This is a genomic window from Neotabrizicola paludis (genome assembly GCF_044142105.1).
In the GTDB taxonomy this organism is placed as follows: Bacteria; Pseudomonadota; Alphaproteobacteria; order Rhodobacterales; family Rhodobacteraceae; genus Pseudogemmobacter.
Genome location: NZ_JBGTYM010000001.1, coordinates 258,754 through 277,816, shown reverse-complemented (window position 1 = coordinate 277,816; position 19,063 = coordinate 258,754). Strand labels below are relative to the sequence as shown.

Here is a 19,063-nt window from a genome sequence, read left to right as displayed (position 1 = left end):
GAGAGGTAAAGCCCCTCTGACGACGCGAAAGGGCGCGTCACCTCAGATCAGAGCCTTGCCCAGCCCCAGCGCGGCAAGACCGGCCAGAAGCAGGATGGCGAAGCGGCGGAAATCCTTGGGATCGGTGCCGAAGAAATGCCGCCCGCCGACCCAATTGCCCAGGAAGGTCAGCGGCAGCGCCCAAAGCGCGGCCCAGAGCGTGTCCCAGCTGACCAGCCCCGCCCAGAAATAAAGCGGCGCGGAGTAGAGGTCGAGAAGCGGGAAATAGGCGATCAGCGTCGCGCGAAAGACAGAGGCGGGCATCGGCTGGGCGGCAAAGAAGGCCGCGAGCGGCAGCCCGCCCATGCCCGGCGCGTTGGCAAGGCCCGAGACGAGACCCGCCAGCAGATTGCTCGGCCCCCGCACTTCCTGCCGCAGCTTCCAGCCCGCCAGCAGCACCACGCACATCAGAAGCACATAGCCCGAAATCACCGCCTTGGCGGCCGATTCCGAAATCCCTGTCAGCGCCCAGAGGCCCAGCGGCAGCCCGACCGCTGCCCCCGCCAGAAGGAGCCACACCCGCCGCCAGTCGATCGACGGCCCCGCCCCCCTGCCCGCCTGCAGCGACATCGCGGTCTCCAGCAGCACGACCACGGCGACGAAATTCAGCGGATTGGTCACCAGCCCCGAAGCGGCGATGACAATGGCCGAATAGCCAAAGCCGGAATAGCCGCGGATATAGGCGGCGACAAAGATCGCCACCGCCATCCAGATCGCTGCCCCTGTCGACAGATCGAAAGGCAGGGTCAAGGCCGTTCGCCCCGCGCAAGCCGCCCCTCGATGGCGTCAATCACCGGGTCGATCTCGGCCACGGTATCGATCACATAATGCGCCCCGCTGGCGACCAGCTTCGCCACGGCCACCGCACGCTTGCGGGCAAACTCCTCGGGCGGAAGGGCGGCGGTTTCCTCGGGCGAATGGCCAAAGGCATTGCCGGTCAGGGCGACGCCCACCGTCCAGCTTCCAGCATTCAGCCCCTCGGCGATGCCGACCTCGGTATCATCGACCTTCACCACGGCATGGGCGGGCCAGACACCCAGGTCCAGAAAGGTGCGATACATCATCAGCGCCGAAGGCCGCCCCTCGGCCAGATCGCCGGCGCAGACCAGATTGTCCGGCACATAGCCCTGTCGCGCCGCTTCGGGCAGCACCCGGGCCATGATGTCGCGGGTATAGCCGGTGGTCGAGCCGATCTTCATCCCCCGCATCCGCAGCCGCTCGATGGCCGGAACCGCTCCATGGATCATTTCGCAGAAATCGGTCACCGCCTCGACATTCATCGGCACGAAGACCTCATAGACGCGATCGATCGCCGCCTCATCCGGCGTCGCGCCTTGCGCCTTTTCCCAGGCGGCAGCGATGCGCGGCTGCGCCATCAGCGTCTTGATATGGTCGCGCTTGGCCATGCCCATCGGTCCGCGCGCCTCGGCGATGGTGATCTCGACGCCGAAGCTCTGGAAAGCCTTGACGAAGACCCCCATCGGCGCACGCGAGCCATGGTCGATCACGGTGCCCGCCCAGTCGAAGACGGCTGCTTTCAGATGGCCCATCAGGCTTTCCCCCAGAATTCTTCAATCGTTTCCTCGCCGATGGCGAAGCTTGTCGAGGCGCCGGTGCCAGAGGTGACGATCACCAGCTTGACGCCCTCGGCCACATCCTCGCGGATCATCAGCCGGTCGGGCAGGCTGGCATAGGTGCCGGTCCAATGTTCGGCGACCATCGCGCCCGGCAGGCGCAGGACTCTGTGCATCTCTTGCAGGATCAGCTCATCCACCCGTGCCCGGTGGAACGGCGAGGGTGACCATTCATAGTGGTGGCTGTCGCCGACGATCAGCCCGCCATCCGATCCCTGCACCACGATGAGATGAATGCCCTCATCCAGCCAGTCCTGCTGTTCCGCCCGAAGCCGCGCCTTCAGCGCCGCCGCCTCGGGCAGTTCCGACCAGCCGAGATAGCGGATCAGCGACTGATCCGACATGATCGCGCCGGGCAGGCGGCACCCGTCCTGCGGGGTGACTTTCAGCATGTGCAACCGGCATCGGGTTATGCCCAGCCGGTCGATCACCTCGGGGAACAGCGTGCGCAGGTCGTCGCCGGGGCAGACCACGACGCGTACCGCCTCGATCACCCCGCTGGTCGTCAGGACACGGCCCGGCTCTACCGCCTTGACCAGCGTACGACGGCGGATCTCGACCCCCTTCGCCGCCTTGAGCCAGGCCGCCAGCTTCGGAATGGCATGGCGACTTTCCACCCGCCGCTCATGCGGCGACCACAGCGCCCCCTGCCAATCCCGATCCGCCAGGATCGCCCCGTGGCGCGCTTTCAACTCTGCCGCCGAAAGAAGCGCACAATCCGCCCCCATCGCGGTGTCGCGAAACGCCTCGAGCACCGCCATCGCCTCGGGCCGCTGGGCGGGCACAAGTGTGCCCTGATGCTCGATCGGAATCCCTGCGTGCGGCGCGACCTCGGCCCAGACATCACGCGACCGCATCGCCCGCCGCCAGCACTCGCCCGATTGCTGCCCCGTCACCGTGACAAAGCCGAAATTGCGGACGGAAGCGCCAATCGCCTCGGCCTCGCGGTCCAGAACCACGACCCTCAGCCCTCGCCGCACGGCGGCGAGCGCATGGGCCAGGCCCAGGATCCCCGCTCCGACGATGGCCAGGTCGTAGACCATCACGCCCCCGCTTGCGGGCGCATATCGGCAGCCGAGATACCCGCCACCTCGACCGGTTTCTTCATCGCGTCCCGGCGGAAGGGCTCGCCCAGCTCCTGGTTGATCAGCGCCTCGATCAGCGTGGTCTTGCCATGTTTCATCTGGTCGTCCAGCGCCTTTGCCAGCGCATCGCGCAACTCGTCCATCGTCCGCGCCACCACGCCCTGCAGGCCACAGGCCCGTGCGATCCCGGCATAGGAAACCTCGGTATCCAGCTCGGTGCCAACGAAATTGTCGTCATACCACAGGGTCGAGTTGCGCTTTTCCGCGCCCCATTGGTAGTTGCGGAAGACGATCTGTGTCACCGCAGGCCATTCCTTGCGGCCAATAGCAGTCAGTTCCGTCACCGCGATGCCAAAGGCCCCGTCGCCCGAAAAGCCAACGACCGGCACGTCCGGGCAGCCGATCTTGGCACCGACGATCGAGGGCAACCCATAGCCGCAAGGCCCAAACAGGCCCGGCGCCAGATATTTCCGACCCGCCTCGAAGGACGGATAGGCATTGCCGATGGCGCAGTTGTTGCCGATGTCGGACGAGATGATCGCCTCTTTCGGAAGAACGCTGGTGATCGCGCGCCAGGCCATGCGGGGCGACATCCATTCCGGCTTTGCGGCCCGGGCGCGTTCGTTCCAGGTCGTGCCCGGATCGTCCTGCTCGTGATCCATGGACGAGAGTTCCTGTGCCCAGCGGCTTTTCGTCGTGGCGATCCGCGCCTTCCGCTCGTCACGACCCGCGTCCCCGGCTGTCGCCGACAGCTTCGACAACAGGCTTTCCGCAACCTTCTTCGCGTCGCCCACGATGCCGACCGCGACCTTTTTGGTCAGACCGATCCGGTTGGGGTTGATATCCACCTGGATCAGCGCGGCGTCCTTGGGCCAATAATCGATGCCATAGCCCGGCAGGGTCGAGAACGGGTTGAGCCGCGTTCCCAGCGCCAGCACGACATCGGCCTTGGCAATCAGCTCCATCGCCGCCTTCGAGCCGTTATAGCCCAAGGGACCCGCGAAGAGCGGATGCGAACCGGGGAAGGCGTCATTGTGCTGGTAGCCGACGCAGACCGGCGCATCCAGCCGCTCCGCCAGCTTCATGCTGGCCGGGATCGCGCCGCCCAGCACCACGCCCGCGCCATTCAGGATGACCGGGTTCTTCGCCTTGGACAGCAGCTCCGCCGCTTCGTCCAGCGCCTCCGCCCCCCCCGCGGGGCGTTCGAATTCCACGATGCGCGGCAGCTCGATGTCGATCACCTGGGTGAAGAAATCGCGCGGCACATTGATCTGGGCCGGGGCGCTGGCACGGCGGGCATTGATGATGACGCGGTTCAATACCTCGGCCATGCGGCTGGGGTCGCGCACCTCTTCCTGATAGGCCACCATATCCTTGAACAGCGCCATCTGTTCCACTTCCTGGAAGCCGCCCTGCCCGATGGTCTTGTTCGCCGCCTGCGGCGTAACCAGCAGAAGGGGCGTGTGATTCCAGTAGGCCGTCTTCACCGCCGTCACGAAATTGGTGATCCCCGGGCCGTTCTGGGCAATCGCCATGCTCATCTTGCCGCTGGCGCGGGTATAGCCATCAGCCATCATCCCGCCCGAGCCTTCATGCGCGCAATCCCAGAAGGTGATGCCTGCCTTGGGAAAGAGGTCGGAAATCGGCATGAAGGCCGATCCGATGATGCCGAAGACATGTTCGATCCCGTGCATCTGAAGGACCTTGATGAAGGCTTCTTCGGTGGTCATCTTCATGGCGTCACTCCCTGATCCGTCTTGTGCAAGCTTCTACCGCCGCACCGGATCAAGGCTTAGGGCCAGTCAGTCTGCCGCAATAGAGCCAGTCTTGCCCGCCCGCGCCAGCGCCGCCAGCACCGAGCGCGCGGCCCGCACTCCTGGTGCCTCGCCGCCGCGGCCAAGCCGGTCCATGGTCACCGCCATCGCCTCGCCCTGCGCGCCCGGCCCCTGGTCCAGAAGGCCCGACAACGCGGGGGCGATCTTTTCGGGCGTGCAATCGCGCCCGATGAATTCCGGCACGCTGCGGGTTTCGGACACAAGATTGACCAGCGTCACCGTATCCACCCGCACCATGCGCCGCATCAGCCACAGCGTGACCGGCGCCATGTCATAGGCGATGACCATGGGGCAGGCCTGCGCCGCCAGTTCCAGGCTGACCGTGCCCGAGGCGGCCAATGCCGCATCCGCCGCCGCAAAAGCAGCTGTCCGCGTGTCCACATCGGGCGCGGTCAGGATCACCGGCCGTCCCGGCCAGTCCTGCGTCGCGGCAGCGACCTCTTCGGCCAGATGGCGCGGCGTTGGCAAGACGACGCGCAGCCCGGCATGGCGCGTGGCGAGCAATCTCAGCGCGCCCCCGAAAGGCGTGAGCAAACGCCCGATCTCGGATCGGCGCGAGCCGGGCAGCGCGACGACCAGCGGCGCATCAGCGGCAATGCCCTGGGCCTGCCGGAAGGCCGCGGCCTGGGCAGCGGTCGCCACCGGCTCCGACACCACCGGATGCCCCACGAAATCGCAACTCATCCCTGCATCGGTCATGTAAGGCGGCTCGAAGGGCAAAAGCGCCAGCACATGGTCGATGACCCGCGCCATTTTCGCCGCCCGGCCCGGCCGCCAGGCCCAGACCGAAGGCGCGACATAATGGATCGTCGCGATCTCGGGCCGCGCGGCCCGCACCAGCGCGGCCGCGCGCAAGCAAAAATCGGGGCTGTCTATGGTGATCAGCGCCGCAGGATTCGCTGCCATCGCCGCCTCTGCCGCCTGTACGATCCGGCGCTTGAGGTGGAAATACTTGGGCAGCACTTCAGCCAGCCCCATGACCGACAGTTCCTCCATCGGGAAAAGGCTCTCCAGCCCCTCCGCCTGCATGGCTGGCCCACCAATCCCGGCAAAGATCACTCCCGGCACCAGGGCCTTGAGCCCGGCCATCAAGGCAGCACCCAGACGGTCACCCGAGGGTTCACCGGAAATTAGAAACAGGGTCAGGGGGGCGGTCACAACGACCGGCTCACGGCTTGCGCGCCCAGAGGAATAGTCCCGCCTCGTCAGCCGCCGCCTTCATCGCGGGCTGGTCCAGGCAGATCACCCCGCCGGCCTCCCAGGCGATGCCTCCAAGACCTGCCTTCGCGGCGGCGGCCACGGAGGCGGGGCCAAGCGTGGGCAGGTCGATACGGCGGTCCTGCAAGGGTTTCGGCGCCTTGTAGAGCAGGCCCTTCCCGGCCTGGGCGGGCGGGCGCAGGCCCTCGGGCAGCGCCGCGACCTGCGCGAGCATCGCATCGGTGCCAGCAATGGTCTCGGTTGCCAGGCAGATGCCCTGCGCCACGACACAGCCCTGCCCGACATCGACCCGGCCCAGGGCCTCGGCAATTGCCGAAGCCCGCGCCGCATCGGCCTGATCGCGCGGCGTCAGGCTGCCCGCAAGCAGCCCCTCGCCCGGCACCAGCGCAGGCGCGATCTCGGCCGCCCCGGTGACGGCAAATCCCTCTTCCTCGAACAGCGCGATCACCTCGCGCAGCGTCGCGTCATCGCCCTGCGCCAGCGTGTGCATCAGGCGCGGCACGATCTGCGCCGTGGCCGGATCGAACAGCGCCGGGTCCAGCCGCGGCCGCCGCACGGCCCCGGCAAACGCCACCTGCGTCACGCCCGCATCGTGCAAGGCATTGAAAAAAGGATAAAGTCTCTCGATGCGGAAAGCCAGGTCCACCGCCAGACCTTCCGGCGCAAACCCCTCCATCGCCGCAACAAAGGGCCGCGCGAGCAGGTTCGCCGCCAGCGCCGCGGGCAGGGCCCCTGCCCCCGCGATCAACGCCAGTGTCATTTGGCGCCTTTCGGCGTCAGGAAACTGCGGTCGCTATCGGCCAGGATGAAATCCGCGATCTCGCGCACCAGCGGATTGTCAGAGTCCTCGGCCAGCTTGCGCGCACGGTCGAGGAACGCCCCATCCTCTTGCGCCAGCGTCTGGTAGGCGGCGCGCAGCGCGGCGATTCCCGCCCGGTCGACGCCCCGGCGCTTGAGACCCACCAGGTTCAGCCCGTCCAGCTCGCCACGCGGCGCCTGCACAAGTCCATAGGGGATCACGTCATTCGTCACCATGGTGACGGCGCCGATGATCGCGCCCTGCCCGATCCGCACCCATTGATGCACCCCCGACAAGCCGCCGACGATCACATCGTCGCCCAGGACGCAATGGCCCGCGATGGCGACATGGTTGACCAGGATCACCCGGTTGCCGATCTGGGCATCATGGCCGACATGCGCCCCGGTCATGATCAGGCAATCATCGCCCACCCGCGTCACGCCGCCGCCGCCCTCGGTGCCCAGGTTCAGCGTCGCACCCTCGCGGATGCGGCAGCGCGCGCCGACGACCAGCCGGGTCCGTTCACCCTTGTATTTCAGGTCCTGCGGCACTTCGCCGACCGTCGCGAAGGAGAAGATGGTGGTCTCGTCGCCGATCTCGGTCCAGCCGGTGACCACGGCATGACTTTTCACCGTGACGCCCCGGCCCAGCGTGACCTCGCCGCCGACATAGGCGAAGGGGCCGATCATGCAATCAGGACCGATGGTGGCGCCGTCCTCGACAACGGCCGAGGGATGGATGATCGCGGTGCCGTGGATCTTCATGCCTCAGGCTTTCGGCAGATCGAACATGGCGGTGAAAGTGGCCTCGCAGGCCAATTCGTCGCCGACCATGGCGCGGCCTTCGAATTTCCACACCTTGCCGCCGCCGCGCAGCGCCTTGACATGCAGCTCCAGTAGATCGCCCGGCACGACCTTGCGGCGGAATTTCACCCCGTCGACGCCCATGAAGAAGACCTTGGCATTCTTGTCGACGAGATCCATCGAGAGGCCCACGAGCACCCCCGAAGTCTGCGCCATCGCCTCGATGATCATCACACCGGGAAAGATCGGCATGCCTGGGAAATGGCCCTGGAATTGCGGCTCGTTGAAGGTGATGCACTTCACCCCGACGCAGCCCTCGTTCAGCACCACATCCTTGACCTTGTCGATCAGAAGGAACGGGTAGCGATGGGGGATGATCCGCTGGATCAGATCAAGATCGGCTGATGTGACGGCACCTGTATCCACGTTGCGCGTCCTCCCTTGGGCTTGCTGTCTGCAATCCTGCTATCAAGTTGAAACCGGGCGGGCAAGTTCCCCGAGCGCGCGGCGCGGCAGTCGCTGCCGCCCGGACCGCGCCATATCAAGGCGTTGCGGGTGCCGTCGGCTGCGGTGTGGGCGCCGGTCCCTGCAACAGCGGTTCTGGCGGTTCGGCCGGCGTCGGCGTCAATTCGGCAGGCGCGGCATCCAGCTCCTCGGGTGGCAGGTCCGGCAAAGCGATATCCATCCGCGCCACGGCCTCATCGGTGATGTCCAGCGACGAAAGCGACAGGATGATCGCATTATCCGCAAGGATCGCGACTGCCCCCGTATCCCGAAGCAGATCGGCCAGAACCGGAACCGCGCTTTCGAAGAATTTCTGCCGGGTTTCCTCCAGGTGGCGCGTAACCGCGCGCGACTTGGCGTCCTGCGCCGCCCGAATCTCTTCGACCTTGGTGTCGAAGGCATTGGCCAGCGGGGTAAATTCCTCGGGCTTCAGATTGGCGCGGCGGGTCGTCAGGTCGCGTTCCTCGGCCTCGAGCGCGGCCTCGATCTTGCGATTCTCGGCAGAGAGGGCCGCCGCTTCCGCTTCGGCCCGGGCAAGTGCCGCCTTGCCATAGGCGGAACTGCGGAAAAAGCGCTCCTGATCCAGCGTGACGATGGGCGAAGGCAGCGTCGCGGCCGGGGCTTCGTCGGGCGTGGGCGCCACACTCTCTTGCGCCGCCACTTGCAGAGGCAGCGCCGCGATCATGGCCAGCAGCACAGAACCGCAGATGCGCCTTGCCCGGGCTAGCCGGGCAGAGGCGCGGCGCGCCAGCGGCCCCATCTCAGAACTTGGTCGAGATCGCCAGGTCGAAGCTCTGCTCTTTGTCATAGTCTTCCTTGACCAGAGCCTTGGAGAAGTTGAAGCGCAGCGGCCCGAGCGGCGTGTCCCACAGGAAGGACAGACCCACCGCGACACGCGGCTTGAAGCCGTCATCGACCGTAGCCCCACCCAGTCCCATCGTGTCGTCCAGACTCCAGACCGTGCCGATATCGGCGAAGACGCCGCCGGTGATGCCGTATTCCTCGGGCAGGCCCAGGGGGAAGTCGGCCTCGAGACGGGCAACCGCGAACATATTGCCGCCCAGAGCGTCCGAGTCGGTGCCGTCGCGCGGTCCGATCCCATTCGGCTCGAAGCCACGGATCTTGCCACGGCCGAAGAAGCGATCCGTCACACGGGTGCCGGTATCGCCAAGGTCATGGATCATCCCACCCTCGAAGATCGCGCGCAGCGTGACTTCCTCGTTCCAGACCTTGCGCTCGGCCACGGCAAGCGTCGTGGCGGTCAGGAACTTGGTGTCGCCCCCCAGCCCGCCCATTTCCAGGCCGAAGCGCAGAAGTATGCTCGAATCCGGGTTCAAACCCGTGATCCGATTGTCGAACTGGTAGTTGAGCCCAATCGCGCTCGAGATCAGCGATCCCTGCGCCTCTTCGCGCTGGATGATCGGCGAGTCGCCGGAATAATCCGACAATTCGTTCTGCGAGATGCTGTAGCGGACATTGATGCTCGACTGCTCGGTCAGCGGGAAGCCGAGACCGAAGCCAAGGCCGATGTCCTTGGTATTGTAGAGTGCGTCCTGATTGTCGGTCGTGGTGTAATTGCCCGACACGTTGAATTGCAGGTCGCGGCCCAGAAGCGCCGGCTCGGTGAAGCTGAAGGACGAGTTCTGGTTATCCGTCCCGGACGAGATCGACAGCGCGATGGACTGTCCGCGCCCCAGGAAGTTCCCCTCGGAGAAAGACAGGTTCACCCCGGTTCCGCCCGAGACCGAATAGCTCAGGCCAAAGCCCAATGACCCGGTCGGCTTTTCCTGCACATCGACATTGACCACGACCTGGTCGGGCGACGAGCCCGGATCGGCATTCACCTGCGCATCAGAGAAGAAGCCCAGTGCGCGGATGCGTTCGGCCGACTGACGGATTTCCCGCGGATTGAAGGGGTCGCCTTCTGCCGTGCGGAACTGGCGGCGAACCACTTCGTCCAGCGTGGTCGCGTTGCCCTCGATATCGATGCGCTCGACAAAGACGCGCTTGCCGCGCACCACGGCGAATTCGACATTCATGCGCTGGTTGCGGTCGTCGCGCGTGAAACGCGGCTCCACCCGAATGAAGTTCAGGCCCTTCTTCAGCGCCAGATTCTCCATCCGGGCAACGTTGTTGTCGATCAGGGCCGGATTGAAGGTCTGGCCGGTCTTGATCTTCTGGACGGCCGCGAACTCACTCGCGTCCAGGCCCTCGACCTCTGACACGGTCGTCACATTGCCGATTGCGTAGGGCAGGCCCTCACGGACTGTGAAGGTCACGAAAGATGCGTCCCGCTCGCGCGAAACTTCGGCCGAAGCGTCGAGAACCTGAAAGTCGATATAGCCACGCGAGAGGTAGAAATCCCGCAGCATCTGCTTGTCGACTTCCAGCCGTTCGGCCACGAAAGTGTCGCGCTGGATCAAGGCCCGCAGTGCGCCGGCCTGCTTGGTCTGCAGGACCTGGCGCAGGCGGCGGTCAGAAAAGTCGCGGTTGCCGATGAAGGACAGACGCTCGACCTCAACGACCTTGCCTTCGGCGATCTCGAAGACCAGATCGACCCGGTTGCCGTCGCGCTTGATCAGCTTCGGTTCGACCGTCGCCGCCATGCGGCCGCGGACGCGGTAGACCTCGGCAATGGCGGCAGCGTCGGATTCGGCGGTGGTCGGATTGAAGACGCGGCGGGTCTGCGACTGGACTAGGGCGGCCAGCTCTTCATCCTTGATCCGCTTATTGCCCTCAAAGCTGATCGCGTTGACGAAGGGGTTTTCCTTGACCTTGATGACCAGGGTAGATCCCTGCGGCAAAACTTCGACCGTCTCGAACAGGCCAGAGGCGAAAATCCGCTGATAGGCGTCGTTCAGCGCACCCGCCGAAACCTCTTGCCCGCGGGCGATTCCGGCATAGGCGATGATCGTCGAAGCATCGACACGCTCGTTCCCCTGCACCTGCACATTGGAGAAAGCAAAGCTCTGAGCGAAAGCCGGAGAGATATAGGGCGCGGAAACCCCTGCCAGCCCTAGAAAAACGGCGGCGGCTGCAACTTTGGTGACGGGAAGGCGACCGGCTCCGGTCTTCCCCCTGCGCGCTTTGAAACCAACTGCCTTGCGCATGCTCTGCCCCACCGTGAAATGCTCTTTTGGACTGAGTAGCCGGAAAGGCCAGTCTTGTCAAAAGGCTGCGGTCCCGTTCGAGAAGTTTGGCAGATATGGTGTTCCCCTGGCCACTCCGGGAGAAAACCCGCCCTGGATGTCCAAGAATGACCGCAGGTGCCGCCCGAGGCAGCACAGCCAGATCAGGCCGAAGGCAGAAAACCCGGCGGGATCAGTGGCCCACCAAGGCGGTGCCCAGGAAAGCCCCGGCCAGAAGGCCAAGGATGACCGTGCCAACCGTGAACAGACGGTCGGCATTCACGTTCAGCAGAAGCGTGATACCCGGAAAGCGGCGCTGGACAAGTTGCATGGCGAAGGCCTCATTCTGATGGCCCCCTGCTACGCGTCGATTGCGGCGGGAAAATGACCCATACAGCCAGAACGCGAAAAATCCGCGCGAAGCACGCCGTCAGACGCAGGTGACGTCCATCAGCAGCGCGAAGGCCATCAGCGACAACAGAAGGGTCAGCCCCACCGTCATCAGCCCGCGCAGCGCGCCGTCCGAAGGCGGCTTGCCCGTGACGGCTTCCCAGGCGTGGAAGACCAGGTGCCCGCCATCCAGAACCGGGATCGGGAACAGGTTCAAGATCCCCACCCCCAGCGACAGGACGGCCAGCATGGTGAAGAAAGTCGACAAGCCCTGCTTCGCGGCATCGCCCATGACCTCGGCCATGCCGATCACGCCCGACATGTTGCAGGTCGAGATGCGCCCCGCCACCATATGCCAAAGCCCCGAAAAGGTGGTGACGACCATGTCGCCCATCTGACGTGCTGACAGTCCCAGCGCCTCGACCACGCCGGGATTGCGCGTCGCCATGTCGAAGGTCAGGCCCGAGGTCAGGCCCAGCAACCATTTCGTCTCGAAGCCCACGCCATCCTCGGTCGGAACATCGCGGCGGCGCGGGGTCAGCGTGACATCGAAGGTGCTGCCATCGCGCCAGACGGTCAGCGGGACGGGCTTGCCCTCGGAATTGAACACGACATTCTGCAAATCGGTAAATGTCACCAGATCGCGGCCATCGGCGCGCAGGATCACGTCACCCGCCCGCAGCCCTGCATCGACAGCGGCAGATTTGACCTGGACGCTCGACACCAGCGCCGGTTGCAGATTCGGCGTGTCGAGCACCACATCCTGCCCGTCGCGCCGCACGGTGGCCGCGACCGAAGACGTGCCGGGCAAGGCCTTGATCGCGGCGGCAAAGGCCTCGCTATCGGGGGTGGGCTGGCCGTTCAGGGACAGGATCACATCGCCTTCCCGCAGCGTCTGTTCCTGCGGAATGGGTTTCAGCTTGCCGACGGTCGGCTCGTCCTGCGCGATACCCATGGTCAGGATCAAACCCAGCAGCACTGCGAAGGTCAGGATGAAATTCGCCGCCGGTCCGGCGGCCACGGTTGCCGTCCGCGCCCAAAGCGGCGCGCCCGCCATCGTATGCCGCTTCTCCTCGGCCGAGAGGCCCGGCCGCAACTCATTCGTCACCGAAGAGGCGTCGGCATCGCCCAGGAATTTCACGTAACCACCAAAGGGAATCGCGGCGATCTGCCATTTGGTGCCACGCTTGTCCGTGCGGCTGGCCAGAACCGGGCCAAAACCCAGCGAGAAGACCTCGGCATGGATGCCAGACCATCGCCCGACGATGTAATGGCCATATTCATGGATGGCGACGATGATCGACAGCGCGATCACGAAGAAGACCGCCGACCAGACGCCGCCGCCCAGCATCCCCAGAATATCCATGCCTAACCGCCCTTTCGCCGCCGCGCTTCGGCGGCTTCACCCGCCCTGATCCTTGCCAGATGGTCCATGGCCAGCACGTCCTCAAGCCCGAATGCGGGTTTTTCAAGGCCGCCCGCCGCAGAAAGCAGCGTGAGCACGTCCTCGACCACGCCGGCCATCTCGGCAAAACCGATCTGGCCCGCCAGAAACCGATCCAGCGCGATCTCCTTGGCGGCGTTGAAGGCCGCCCCCGCCAGTCCGCGTAGCCGCATCACCTCACCCGCCAGCCGCAATGCCGGATAGCGCGCCGGATCCGGGGCGCGGAAGGTCAGCTGCGCCAGCGCCGCGAGATCCAGCCGCGCGACCGGCAGCGCCGCGCGCTCGGGCCAGTTCAGCGCAAAGCCGATCGGGTGGCGCATGTCGGGCGCGCCCAGATGCGCCATCACCGCCCCGTCTCGGAAACCGACCATGGAATGGATGATCGATTCCGGGTGAATGATCACCTCGATCTGTTCGGGTGCCACACCGAAAAACTCGCGTGTTTCAATGACCTCCAGCGCCTTGTTGAACATCGAGGCCGAATCGATGGTGATCCGTTGTCCCATGGCCCAGTTCGGGTGGGCCAAGGCATCGGCGACGGTCGCCTGCGCCAGCCGCTCGAGTGGCCAGTCGCGCAGCGCCCCGCCCGAAGCGGTGAGGATGATGCGCTCGACCGTCTCGATCTTCTCGCCCATCAGCGCCTGGAAGATCGCCGAATGTTCGCTGTCGACCGGCAGGACCCGTCCGCCATGGGCTTGCTCCGCCGCCATCAGCAACGGCCCCGCCGTCACAAGGCTTTCCTTGTTGGCCAAGGCCAGCGTCGCCCCCTGTTCCAGCGCCGTCAGTCCGGGCACCAGCCCGGCCGCGCCGACAATCGCGCTCATCACCCAATCGGCTGGCCGCGCCGCCGCCTCGGCCAAAGCCGCCTGACCCGCCGCCACAGCGATGCCGCTGCCCGAAAGCGCCGCCCGCAACTCCGGCAAACAGGCGGCTTCGCCGCAAATCGCGATCTCGGCCCGCAGCGCCTGCGCGATCTCGGCCAGCCGCGCCACATTGCGCCCGCCCGTCACGGCGACGGTCTCATAGGCTGCAGGCCCGCCCGCGCGCAGGATCAGATCGACCGTCTGCTCGCCGACCGAGCCGGTGGCGCCGAAGATGGAAATCCGCCGCATGGCCTGCCTCTCCTCAGGGCGCGCCCAAGAGCATGACCAGCGGCACCAGCGGTTGCAGCGCCACAACGAAAAGGACCGCGCCCGCAAGGGCATCGAAACGGTCCATCACCCCGCCATGGCCAGGGATCAGGTTCGAGCTGTCCTTCACCCCCGCACGGCGCTTGATCCAGCTTTCGGCAATATCGCCCATCTGCCCGGCAAAGGCGACAAAGGGCGACAGAACCGGAAGAAGCCAGCTGCCATGCCCCGCGAGCCAGAACCCCAGCCCGACAAGGAAGGCCCCCGCCCATCCCGCGATGGTGCCCGACCAGGTCTTCTTCGGGCTGATCGCCGGCCAGAATTTCGGCCCGCCCAGGGTTCGACCGGCGAAATAACCCGCAACATCAGACATGATGACGACGCCCAGAACCCAGAGGAACAGCGCCGGACCCGCCTCGTCGCGGATCACAAAGATCCCGTGGCCCGCCGCCAGATAGGCCAGCGCCAGAAGCCCGGTCGCCGCAGGCAGGATGCGCGGGGTCAGCGCGACGGCAAGTGCCACTGGCGGAAACAGGATCCAGGCCGGAGAATTGTCGATCCCCTCGTCCACTGCCAGCATCAGCCCGGCGGCAAGCCCAAACACGACCGGCAGCCAGGCCGGACCGCCCCGCCCGGTCATCCTCGCCAATTCCCAGATCATCAGCCCGATCAGCAGCGACAGAAGCCCAAGGAACAGCCGCCCCCCGATCCAGATATGCACCGCCCCGATCACGATCAGCACCGCCGCCGAGATGAGCCGCGGCCGCAAATCTGCCCAGCGGTCAGACGTCATTTCAGCACCCCGCCAAAGCGACGCTCGCGATTGCCAAAGCGGGCGAGGATTGCGCCCAGTTCGGCCGGGCTGAAATCGGGCCAGAGCGTCTCGGTGAATTCATATTCGGCATAGGCCGCCTGCCAGGGCAGGAAATTCGAGGTCCGCGTCTCGCCGCTGGTGCGGATCACCAGATCGGGATCGGGCAGTTGCGCCGTGTCCAGCCGGGCCGAAAAGGCCGCATCGGTGACATCGGCCGGGTCAAGCCGCCCATCCGCCGCCTCGCAGGCAATCGCCCGCACCGCCCGCAGGATCTCGTCCCGGCCGCCGTAATTGATCGCGACCGTCAGGTTCAGCCGCGTCAGATGCGCGGTCTTCGCCTCGATCCCCGCCATCAGCCGCTGCAATTTCGGATCCAGGCGCGAGCGGTCGCCGATGAAGCGCATCCGTACACCTTCGCGCGCCATGCCCTCGGCCTCGCGCTGGATATAGCGGGCGAAGATCGCCATGAGGCCCAGAACCTCTTCGGTCGAGCGCTTCCAGTTCTCGGTCGAGAAGGCGTAAAGCGTGAGCCAGCTGATCCCCAGATCGGGTGCGGCGCGGACGATTTCTTTCACCCGCTCGGCGCCCTTGCGATGCCCCACCAGCCGCGGCCAGCCGCGCATCTGCGCCCAGCGGCCATTGCCATCCATGATGATGGCGACATGGCCCGCCTGACGGGCTGGCACAACGGGGGCAGAGGCGGAGGCGAAAGCCATGCGCGGTGCCTAGACCTGCATGATTTCTTGCTGTTTCGTCTCAAGCGTCTGGTCGACCAGCTTGATATAGCGGTCAGTCATTTCCTGCACCGTGTCTTCCCAGAACTTCTGGTCGTCTTCCGGCAGGCCGTTGCCCTTGGCCTTCTTGATCTGGTCCATGCCGTCGCGGCGCAGGTTGCGCACCGCGACGCGGGCATGTTCGGCATATTGCGCGGCGACCTTGGTCAGCTCGCGGCGGCGCTGTTCGTTCAGCTCGGGAATCGGCAGCATGATGATCGTGCCATTGAGCTGCGGGTTGATGCCAAGGCCCGACTCGCGGATCGCCTTCTCGACCTTCGACACCATGCCCTTGTCCCAGACGTTGATGGTGACCATGCGCGGCTCGGGCACGTTCACCGTGCCAAGCTGGTTGATCGGCGTCATCTGGCCATAGGCCTCGACATGGATCGGCTCCAGCATCGAGCCCGAGGCGCGCCCGGTGCGCAGCGAGGCGAATTCGGTGCGCAGGCTGGCGATGGCGCCTTCCATGCGGCGGGTGAGGTCGTCAGTGTCGAGTTCGAAATCGTCAGACATGTTCATGTCCCCTTGGCATTTCGCCCCCTTCTAGCGAGGGTCGGCGGGAAAATCAAAGCAGCTAAGCCGCAGGTGTCGTGCAGGTGGCGTGATGAGACGATTTCTTCCAAGAAACCGCGCCTGAACCTTCAAAGGCTCTGGCCCGGCTTTCTCGAAAACCTCCGGGCACGCTCAGCCCTCGACCCGCGTATAGGTCCCCTGCCCCGCAAGGATGCCGCGGAAGCCGCCGGGCTCGTCCAGCGAGAAGACGATGATCGGCAGGCTGTTGTCCCGCGCCAGCGCGATGGCGGTGGAATCCATCACGCCCAGGTGCTTTTCCAGGCACTCGTCATAGGTCACGGTCTCGTAGCGCTTGGCATCGGCGAATTTGCGCGGGTCCTTGTCATAGACGCCGTCCACCTTGGTGCCCTTGAAGATCGCTTCGCAGGCCATTTCATTGGCGCGCAGCGTCGCCGCCGTGTCGGTGGTGAAATAGGGGTTGCCGGTGCCGGCGGCGAAGATGCAGACCCGCTTCTTTTCAAGATGGCGCACGGCGCGGCGGCGAATATAGGGTTCACAGACCTGATCCATCGGAATGGCGCTGATCACGCGGGTGAAGACGCCGATCTGTTCAAGCGCCGATTGCATGGCGAGCGCGTTCATGACGGTCGCCAGCATGCCCATGTAATCGGCGGTCGTCCGCTCCATCCCTTGGGCCGAACCCGCCAGGCCGCGGAAGATATTACCGCCGCCGATGACGAGGCAAATCTCGACACCCAGATCATGGACCGATTTCACCTCGGCCGCGATGCGCTGCACCGTTGGCGGGTGCAGCCCGTAACCCAGATCGCCCATCAACGCCTCGCCCGAGATCTTGAGCATCACGCGACGATATTTCACCGGCGCGGCGGCGGCTGGGCTGGACATGGGAAACCCCCTGATTTGGGCTGGGACTTGGATTGCGGCGCAAAATGTCGGAAAACGCCCCGGGGTTCAACCGGGGAACGACAGGCCCGGTGCCGCAACGCCCGCTACAACACCCGGGGGCCTCGCTCCCGCGCGCCGGGATATTTGGGCCAGGATGACAACAGAGGGAAGCCTCGCCGCGATTTCGCGCGAAAAACCGGTGCTGATCGCCGGGCCGACGGCCAGCGGCAAGTCGGCGCTGGCGATGGCGATCGCCGCCCGCGACGGACGGATCATCGTCAATGCCGACGCGTTGCAGGTCTATGACTGCTGGCGCATTCTGACCGCGCGGCCAAGCATCGCGGATGAGGCCGCGCTGCCCCATGCGCTGTACGGCCATATCGAACGAACAGAGAGCTATTCGGTGGGCCATTGGCTGCGCGAGGCGACGAAGCTGCTCGACCAACCCATCGTCATCGTCGGCGGCACCGGGCTTTATTTCAGCGCCTTGACCAAGGGCCTGGCAGAAATTCCGCCCATCCCGCCCGAGATCCGCGCCCGGGGCGACGCCTTGCGGCTGGCCGATCTGCCCGCGATGGTCGCCGCCCTTGACCCGGTCACCGCCGCCCGCACCGACCTGCGCAATCCCGCGCGCGTCCAGCGCGCCTGGGAAGTGCAAGAAGCCACAGGGCGCAGCCTGTCCAGCTGGCAGGACGGCACGGGCGCGCCCCTCTTGCCTCTCGAGTGCGTCGAGGCACTTGTCCTGCGCCCTACGACTCCCTGGCTCGACGCGCGGATCGCCAGACGTTTCGAGACGATGATGGACGAGGGCGCGCTGGACGAGGCCCGCGCCGCCCTCCCCGGATGGGACCCGAGCCTCCCCTCGTCACGCGCCATCGGGGCGCCGGAACTGATCGCTCATCTGACAGGCGATCTTTCGCTTGATGCGGCGATCGCCGCCGCGAAATTGGCCTCGCGCCGCTATGCCAAGCGCCAAAGAACATGGTTCCGCTCCAAAATGGCCGATTGGCGCGAGATTGTCCCCGGATAGACGACAAATCAGCAGCGCTTGACCGGCACGATCCCGACTTGCCCCCAGGCTTGTACACAGGTTTCGCACCACCTGTGGATAACTTTCTTGACCTTGCCATCTTTTCGCTTTGGTTTGCGTGGCATGGACAAGTAACTTGAAGTCTCAGTTGAACGGACGACCTGCCCATGCCGGATCTCTCTTCGCTCTCGCAGCTTCGCCTTGTGGCAATTCCCCGCCTCGCGGCCGGCGGACGCTGGCGGGTCGAGGCGATGCGGGCCCTGTCCGAGCCCTGTTTCCTGTGGTTCACCAAGGGTCAGGGCCGGATCACCGTGCAGGGCCAGACGCGTGGCTACACGGCGAACAATGCGATCTATATCCCCGCCGGAGTGATGCATGGGTTCGAGGCAGGCCCGCAGGTCTTTGGCACGGCCGTCTTCTTTGGGCGCGATTGCGACGTCACCCTACCCGTGCAGCCCCTGCATCTGCGCATCCGCGAGGTTCATGCCCAGCAAGAGTTGAACATCCTGCTCGACGCCATCCTGCGCGAGATGACCTCGGACGTTCCGGCCCATGACCGCGCCACGCGGCACTATCTGGGGCTGATGGGGGTCTGGATCGAGCGTCAGGCCCGCAAGGCCGAGGCCGAGAGCCAGCCCGTCCGTCCCGATGCGACCCGCCGCCTTGTCGCGCGCTATACCGAGCTTCTGGAGCGCGACTTCCGCAGCGGTCATGGCGTCGCCGATTTCGCGGCCGAACTGGGCGTTACCCCCACCCATCTGACCCGCTGCTGCAACAGCGCCTGCGGCCGGCCCGCCAGTGCCTTGCTCCAGGACCGCCGTATCTTCGAGGCGCGGCGTCTGCTGACCGAAACCCGCCTTCCCGTGCGCAAGATCGCCGAAGATCTGGGCTTCAACTCGGCGGCCTATTTCACCCGCGCCTTTCAGCACCTGACCGGCCGCTCTCCCACCGATTTCCGCCGCGCGCCTTGACCTCGGCCGCCAGGGGCGGCAAGTTTAGGCAGCGACAAGGGGGC

At 65.6% G+C, this 19,063-nt stretch carries 19 protein-coding genes; 2 read left to right on the top strand and 17 right to left on the bottom strand.

Annotation, left to right across the window (positions count from 1 at the left end):
• Positions 1-42: 42 nt before the first annotated feature.
• The 17 genes from ACED67_RS01335 to pyrH all read right to left on the bottom strand — a co-directional run bounded on the left by ACED67_RS01335 (position 43) and on the right by pyrH (position 17,018).
• On the bottom strand, positions 43-789 hold the full coding sequence (locus tag ACED67_RS01335) for a TSUP family transporter (protein WP_395539650.1): 747 nt from the start codon (positions 787-789) through the stop codon (positions 43-45).
• Positions 786-1,589 (bottom strand): phosphonoacetaldehyde hydrolase, encoded by an 804-nt coding sequence (gene phnX / locus ACED67_RS01330; RefSeq protein ID WP_395539649.1) that lies wholly within the window; start codon positions 1,587-1,589, stop codon positions 786-788. Before phnX ends, ACED67_RS01335 begins: the two co-directional genes overlap by 4 nt.
• Positions 1,589-2,716, bottom strand: a complete 1,128-nt coding sequence (locus ACED67_RS01325) for a TIGR03364 family FAD-dependent oxidoreductase (protein WP_395539648.1) — start codon at positions 2,714-2,716, stop codon at positions 1,589-1,591. Before ACED67_RS01325 ends, phnX begins: the two co-directional genes overlap by 1 nt.
• Positions 2,716-4,494, bottom strand: a complete 1,779-nt coding sequence (xsc, locus tag ACED67_RS01320) for a sulfoacetaldehyde acetyltransferase (RefSeq protein ID WP_395539647.1) — start codon at positions 4,492-4,494, stop codon at positions 2,716-2,718. The genes ACED67_RS01325 and xsc overlap by 1 nt, the downstream gene beginning before the upstream one ends.
• Before the next feature lie 66 nt (positions 4,495-4,560).
• Positions 4,561-5,739: a lipid-A-disaccharide synthase gene (gene lpxB, locus ACED67_RS01315; protein ID WP_395540447.1), complete on the bottom strand. Its 1,179-nt coding sequence runs from the start codon at positions 5,737-5,739 to the stop codon at positions 4,561-4,563.
• A 22-nt stretch (positions 5,740-5,761) separates the two neighbouring features.
• Positions 5,762-6,571, bottom strand: coding sequence for an LpxI family protein (locus tag ACED67_RS01310; protein WP_395539646.1), 810 nt, complete (start codon positions 6,569-6,571; stop codon positions 5,762-5,764).
• Positions 6,568-7,374: an acyl-ACP--UDP-N-acetylglucosamine O-acyltransferase gene (gene lpxA / locus ACED67_RS01305; protein ID WP_395539645.1), complete on the bottom strand. Its 807-nt coding sequence runs from the start codon at positions 7,372-7,374 to the stop codon at positions 6,568-6,570. The genes ACED67_RS01310 and lpxA overlap by 4 nt, the downstream gene beginning before the upstream one ends.
• Positions 7,375-7,377: 3 nt before the next feature.
• Positions 7,378-7,839, bottom strand: a complete 462-nt coding sequence (gene fabZ / locus ACED67_RS01300; RefSeq protein WP_395539644.1) for a 3-hydroxyacyl-ACP dehydratase FabZ — start codon at positions 7,837-7,839, stop codon at positions 7,378-7,380.
• A 115-nt stretch (positions 7,840-7,954) separates the two neighbouring features.
• A complete protein-coding gene (locus ACED67_RS01295) occupies positions 7,955-8,677 on the bottom strand; it encodes an OmpH/Skp family outer membrane protein (protein WP_395539643.1) in 723 nt (240 codons plus the stop codon).
• Position 8,678: 1 nt separating this feature from the next.
• Entirely contained in the window at positions 8,679-11,027 is a 2,349-nt protein-coding gene (gene bamA, locus ACED67_RS01290) for an outer membrane protein assembly factor BamA (protein ID WP_395539642.1), read from the bottom strand.
• 211 nt (positions 11,028-11,238) lie between these two features.
• Positions 11,239-11,376, bottom strand: coding sequence for a hypothetical protein (locus tag ACED67_RS01285; RefSeq protein WP_395539641.1), 138 nt, complete (start codon positions 11,374-11,376; stop codon positions 11,239-11,241).
• Between the two features lie 99 nt (positions 11,377-11,475).
• On the bottom strand, positions 11,476-12,801 hold the full coding sequence (gene rseP, locus ACED67_RS01280) for an RIP metalloprotease RseP (RefSeq protein ID WP_395539640.1): 1,326 nt from the start codon (positions 12,799-12,801) through the stop codon (positions 11,476-11,478).
• 2 nt (positions 12,802-12,803) lie between these two features.
• Complete coding sequence (gene dxr, locus ACED67_RS01275) at positions 12,804-13,991, bottom strand: 1-deoxy-D-xylulose-5-phosphate reductoisomerase (protein WP_395539639.1); 1,188 nt, start codon at positions 13,989-13,991, stop codon at positions 12,804-12,806.
• 13 nt (positions 13,992-14,004) lie between these two features.
• Positions 14,005-14,802 (bottom strand): phosphatidate cytidylyltransferase, encoded by a 798-nt coding sequence (locus tag ACED67_RS01270; protein ID WP_395539638.1) that lies wholly within the window; start codon positions 14,800-14,802, stop codon positions 14,005-14,007.
• Complete coding sequence (gene uppS / locus ACED67_RS01265; protein WP_395539637.1) at positions 14,799-15,539, bottom strand: polyprenyl diphosphate synthase; 741 nt, start codon at positions 15,537-15,539, stop codon at positions 14,799-14,801. The genes ACED67_RS01270 and uppS overlap by 4 nt, the downstream gene beginning before the upstream one ends.
• Before the next feature lie 9 nt (positions 15,540-15,548).
• The gene (gene frr, locus ACED67_RS01260) at positions 15,549-16,112 is read right to left on the bottom strand and encodes a ribosome recycling factor (RefSeq protein ID WP_395539635.1); all 564 of its coding nucleotides are present in this window, start codon (positions 16,110-16,112) and stop codon (positions 15,549-15,551) included.
• Between the two features lie 171 nt (positions 16,113-16,283).
• Positions 16,284-17,018 carry a UMP kinase gene (gene pyrH / locus ACED67_RS01255; protein WP_395539633.1) on the bottom strand — a complete coding sequence of 245 codons (735 nt, stop codon included), beginning with the start codon at positions 17,016-17,018 and terminating at the stop codon, positions 16,284-16,286.
• Positions 17,019-17,172: 154 nt separating this feature from the next.
• Between pyrH and miaA the strand changes: the two genes are divergently transcribed.
• The gene (gene miaA / locus ACED67_RS01250) at positions 17,173-18,048 is read left to right on the top strand and encodes a tRNA (adenosine(37)-N6)-dimethylallyltransferase MiaA (RefSeq protein ID WP_395539632.1); all 876 of its coding nucleotides are present in this window, start codon (positions 17,173-17,175) and stop codon (positions 18,046-18,048) included.
• A gap of 167 nt (positions 18,049-18,215) precedes the next feature.
• Positions 18,216-19,019 (top strand): AraC family transcriptional regulator, encoded by an 804-nt coding sequence (locus ACED67_RS01245; protein WP_395539631.1) that lies wholly within the window; start codon positions 18,216-18,218, stop codon positions 19,017-19,019.
• Positions 19,020-19,063: the final 44 nt, after the last annotated feature.

Excerpts from the sequence above, each read along its gene's own strand:
- phnX (WP_395539649.1), bottom strand. The coding sequence starts at position 1,589 with ATGGGCCATCTGAAAGCAGCCGTCTTCGACTGGGCGGGCACCGTGATC.
- ACED67_RS01325 (WP_395539648.1), bottom strand. The coding sequence starts at position 2,716 with ATGGTCTACGACCTGGCCATCGTCGGAGCGGGGATCCTGGGCCTGGCC.
- xsc (WP_395539647.1), bottom strand. The coding sequence starts at position 4,494 with ATGAAGATGACCACCGAAGAAGCCTTCATCAAGGTCCTTCAGATGCAC.
- ACED67_RS01310 (WP_395539646.1), bottom strand. The coding sequence starts at position 6,571 with ATGACACTGGCGTTGATCGCGGGGGCAGGGGCCCTGCCCGCGGCGCTG.
- lpxA (WP_395539645.1), bottom strand. The coding sequence starts at position 7,374 with ATGAAGATCCACGGCACCGCGATCATCCATCCCTCGGCCGTTGTCGAG.
- ACED67_RS01295 (WP_395539643.1), bottom strand. The coding sequence starts at position 8,677 with ATGGGGCCGCTGGCGCGCCGCGCCTCTGCCCGGCTAGCCCGGGCAAGG.
- bamA (WP_395539642.1), bottom strand. The coding sequence starts at position 11,027 with ATGCGCAAGGCAGTTGGTTTCAAAGCGCGCAGGGGGAAGACCGGAGCC.
- ACED67_RS01285 (WP_395539641.1), bottom strand. The coding sequence starts at position 11,376 with ATGCAACTTGTCCAGCGCCGCTTTCCGGGTATCACGCTTCTGCTGAAC.
- rseP (WP_395539640.1), bottom strand. The coding sequence starts at position 12,801 with ATGGATATTCTGGGGATGCTGGGCGGCGGCGTCTGGTCGGCGGTCTTC.
- dxr (WP_395539639.1), bottom strand. The coding sequence starts at position 13,991 with ATGCGGCGGATTTCCATCTTCGGCGCCACCGGCTCGGTCGGCGAGCAG.
- ACED67_RS01270 (WP_395539638.1), bottom strand. The coding sequence starts at position 14,802 with ATGACGTCTGACCGCTGGGCAGATTTGCGGCCGCGGCTCATCTCGGCG.
- uppS (WP_395539637.1), bottom strand. The coding sequence starts at position 15,539 with ATGGCTTTCGCCTCCGCCTCTGCCCCCGTTGTGCCAGCCCGTCAGGCG.
- frr (WP_395539635.1), bottom strand. The coding sequence starts at position 16,112 with ATGTCTGACGATTTCGAACTCGACACTGACGACCTCACCCGCCGCATG.
- pyrH (WP_395539633.1), bottom strand. The coding sequence starts at position 17,018 with ATGTCCAGCCCAGCCGCCGCCGCGCCGGTGAAATATCGTCGCGTGATG.
- miaA (WP_395539632.1), top strand. The coding sequence starts at position 17,173 with ATGACAACAGAGGGAAGCCTCGCCGCGATTTCGCGCGAAAAACCGGTG.
- ACED67_RS01245 (WP_395539631.1), top strand. The coding sequence starts at position 18,216 with ATGCCGGATCTCTCTTCGCTCTCGCAGCTTCGCCTTGTGGCAATTCCC.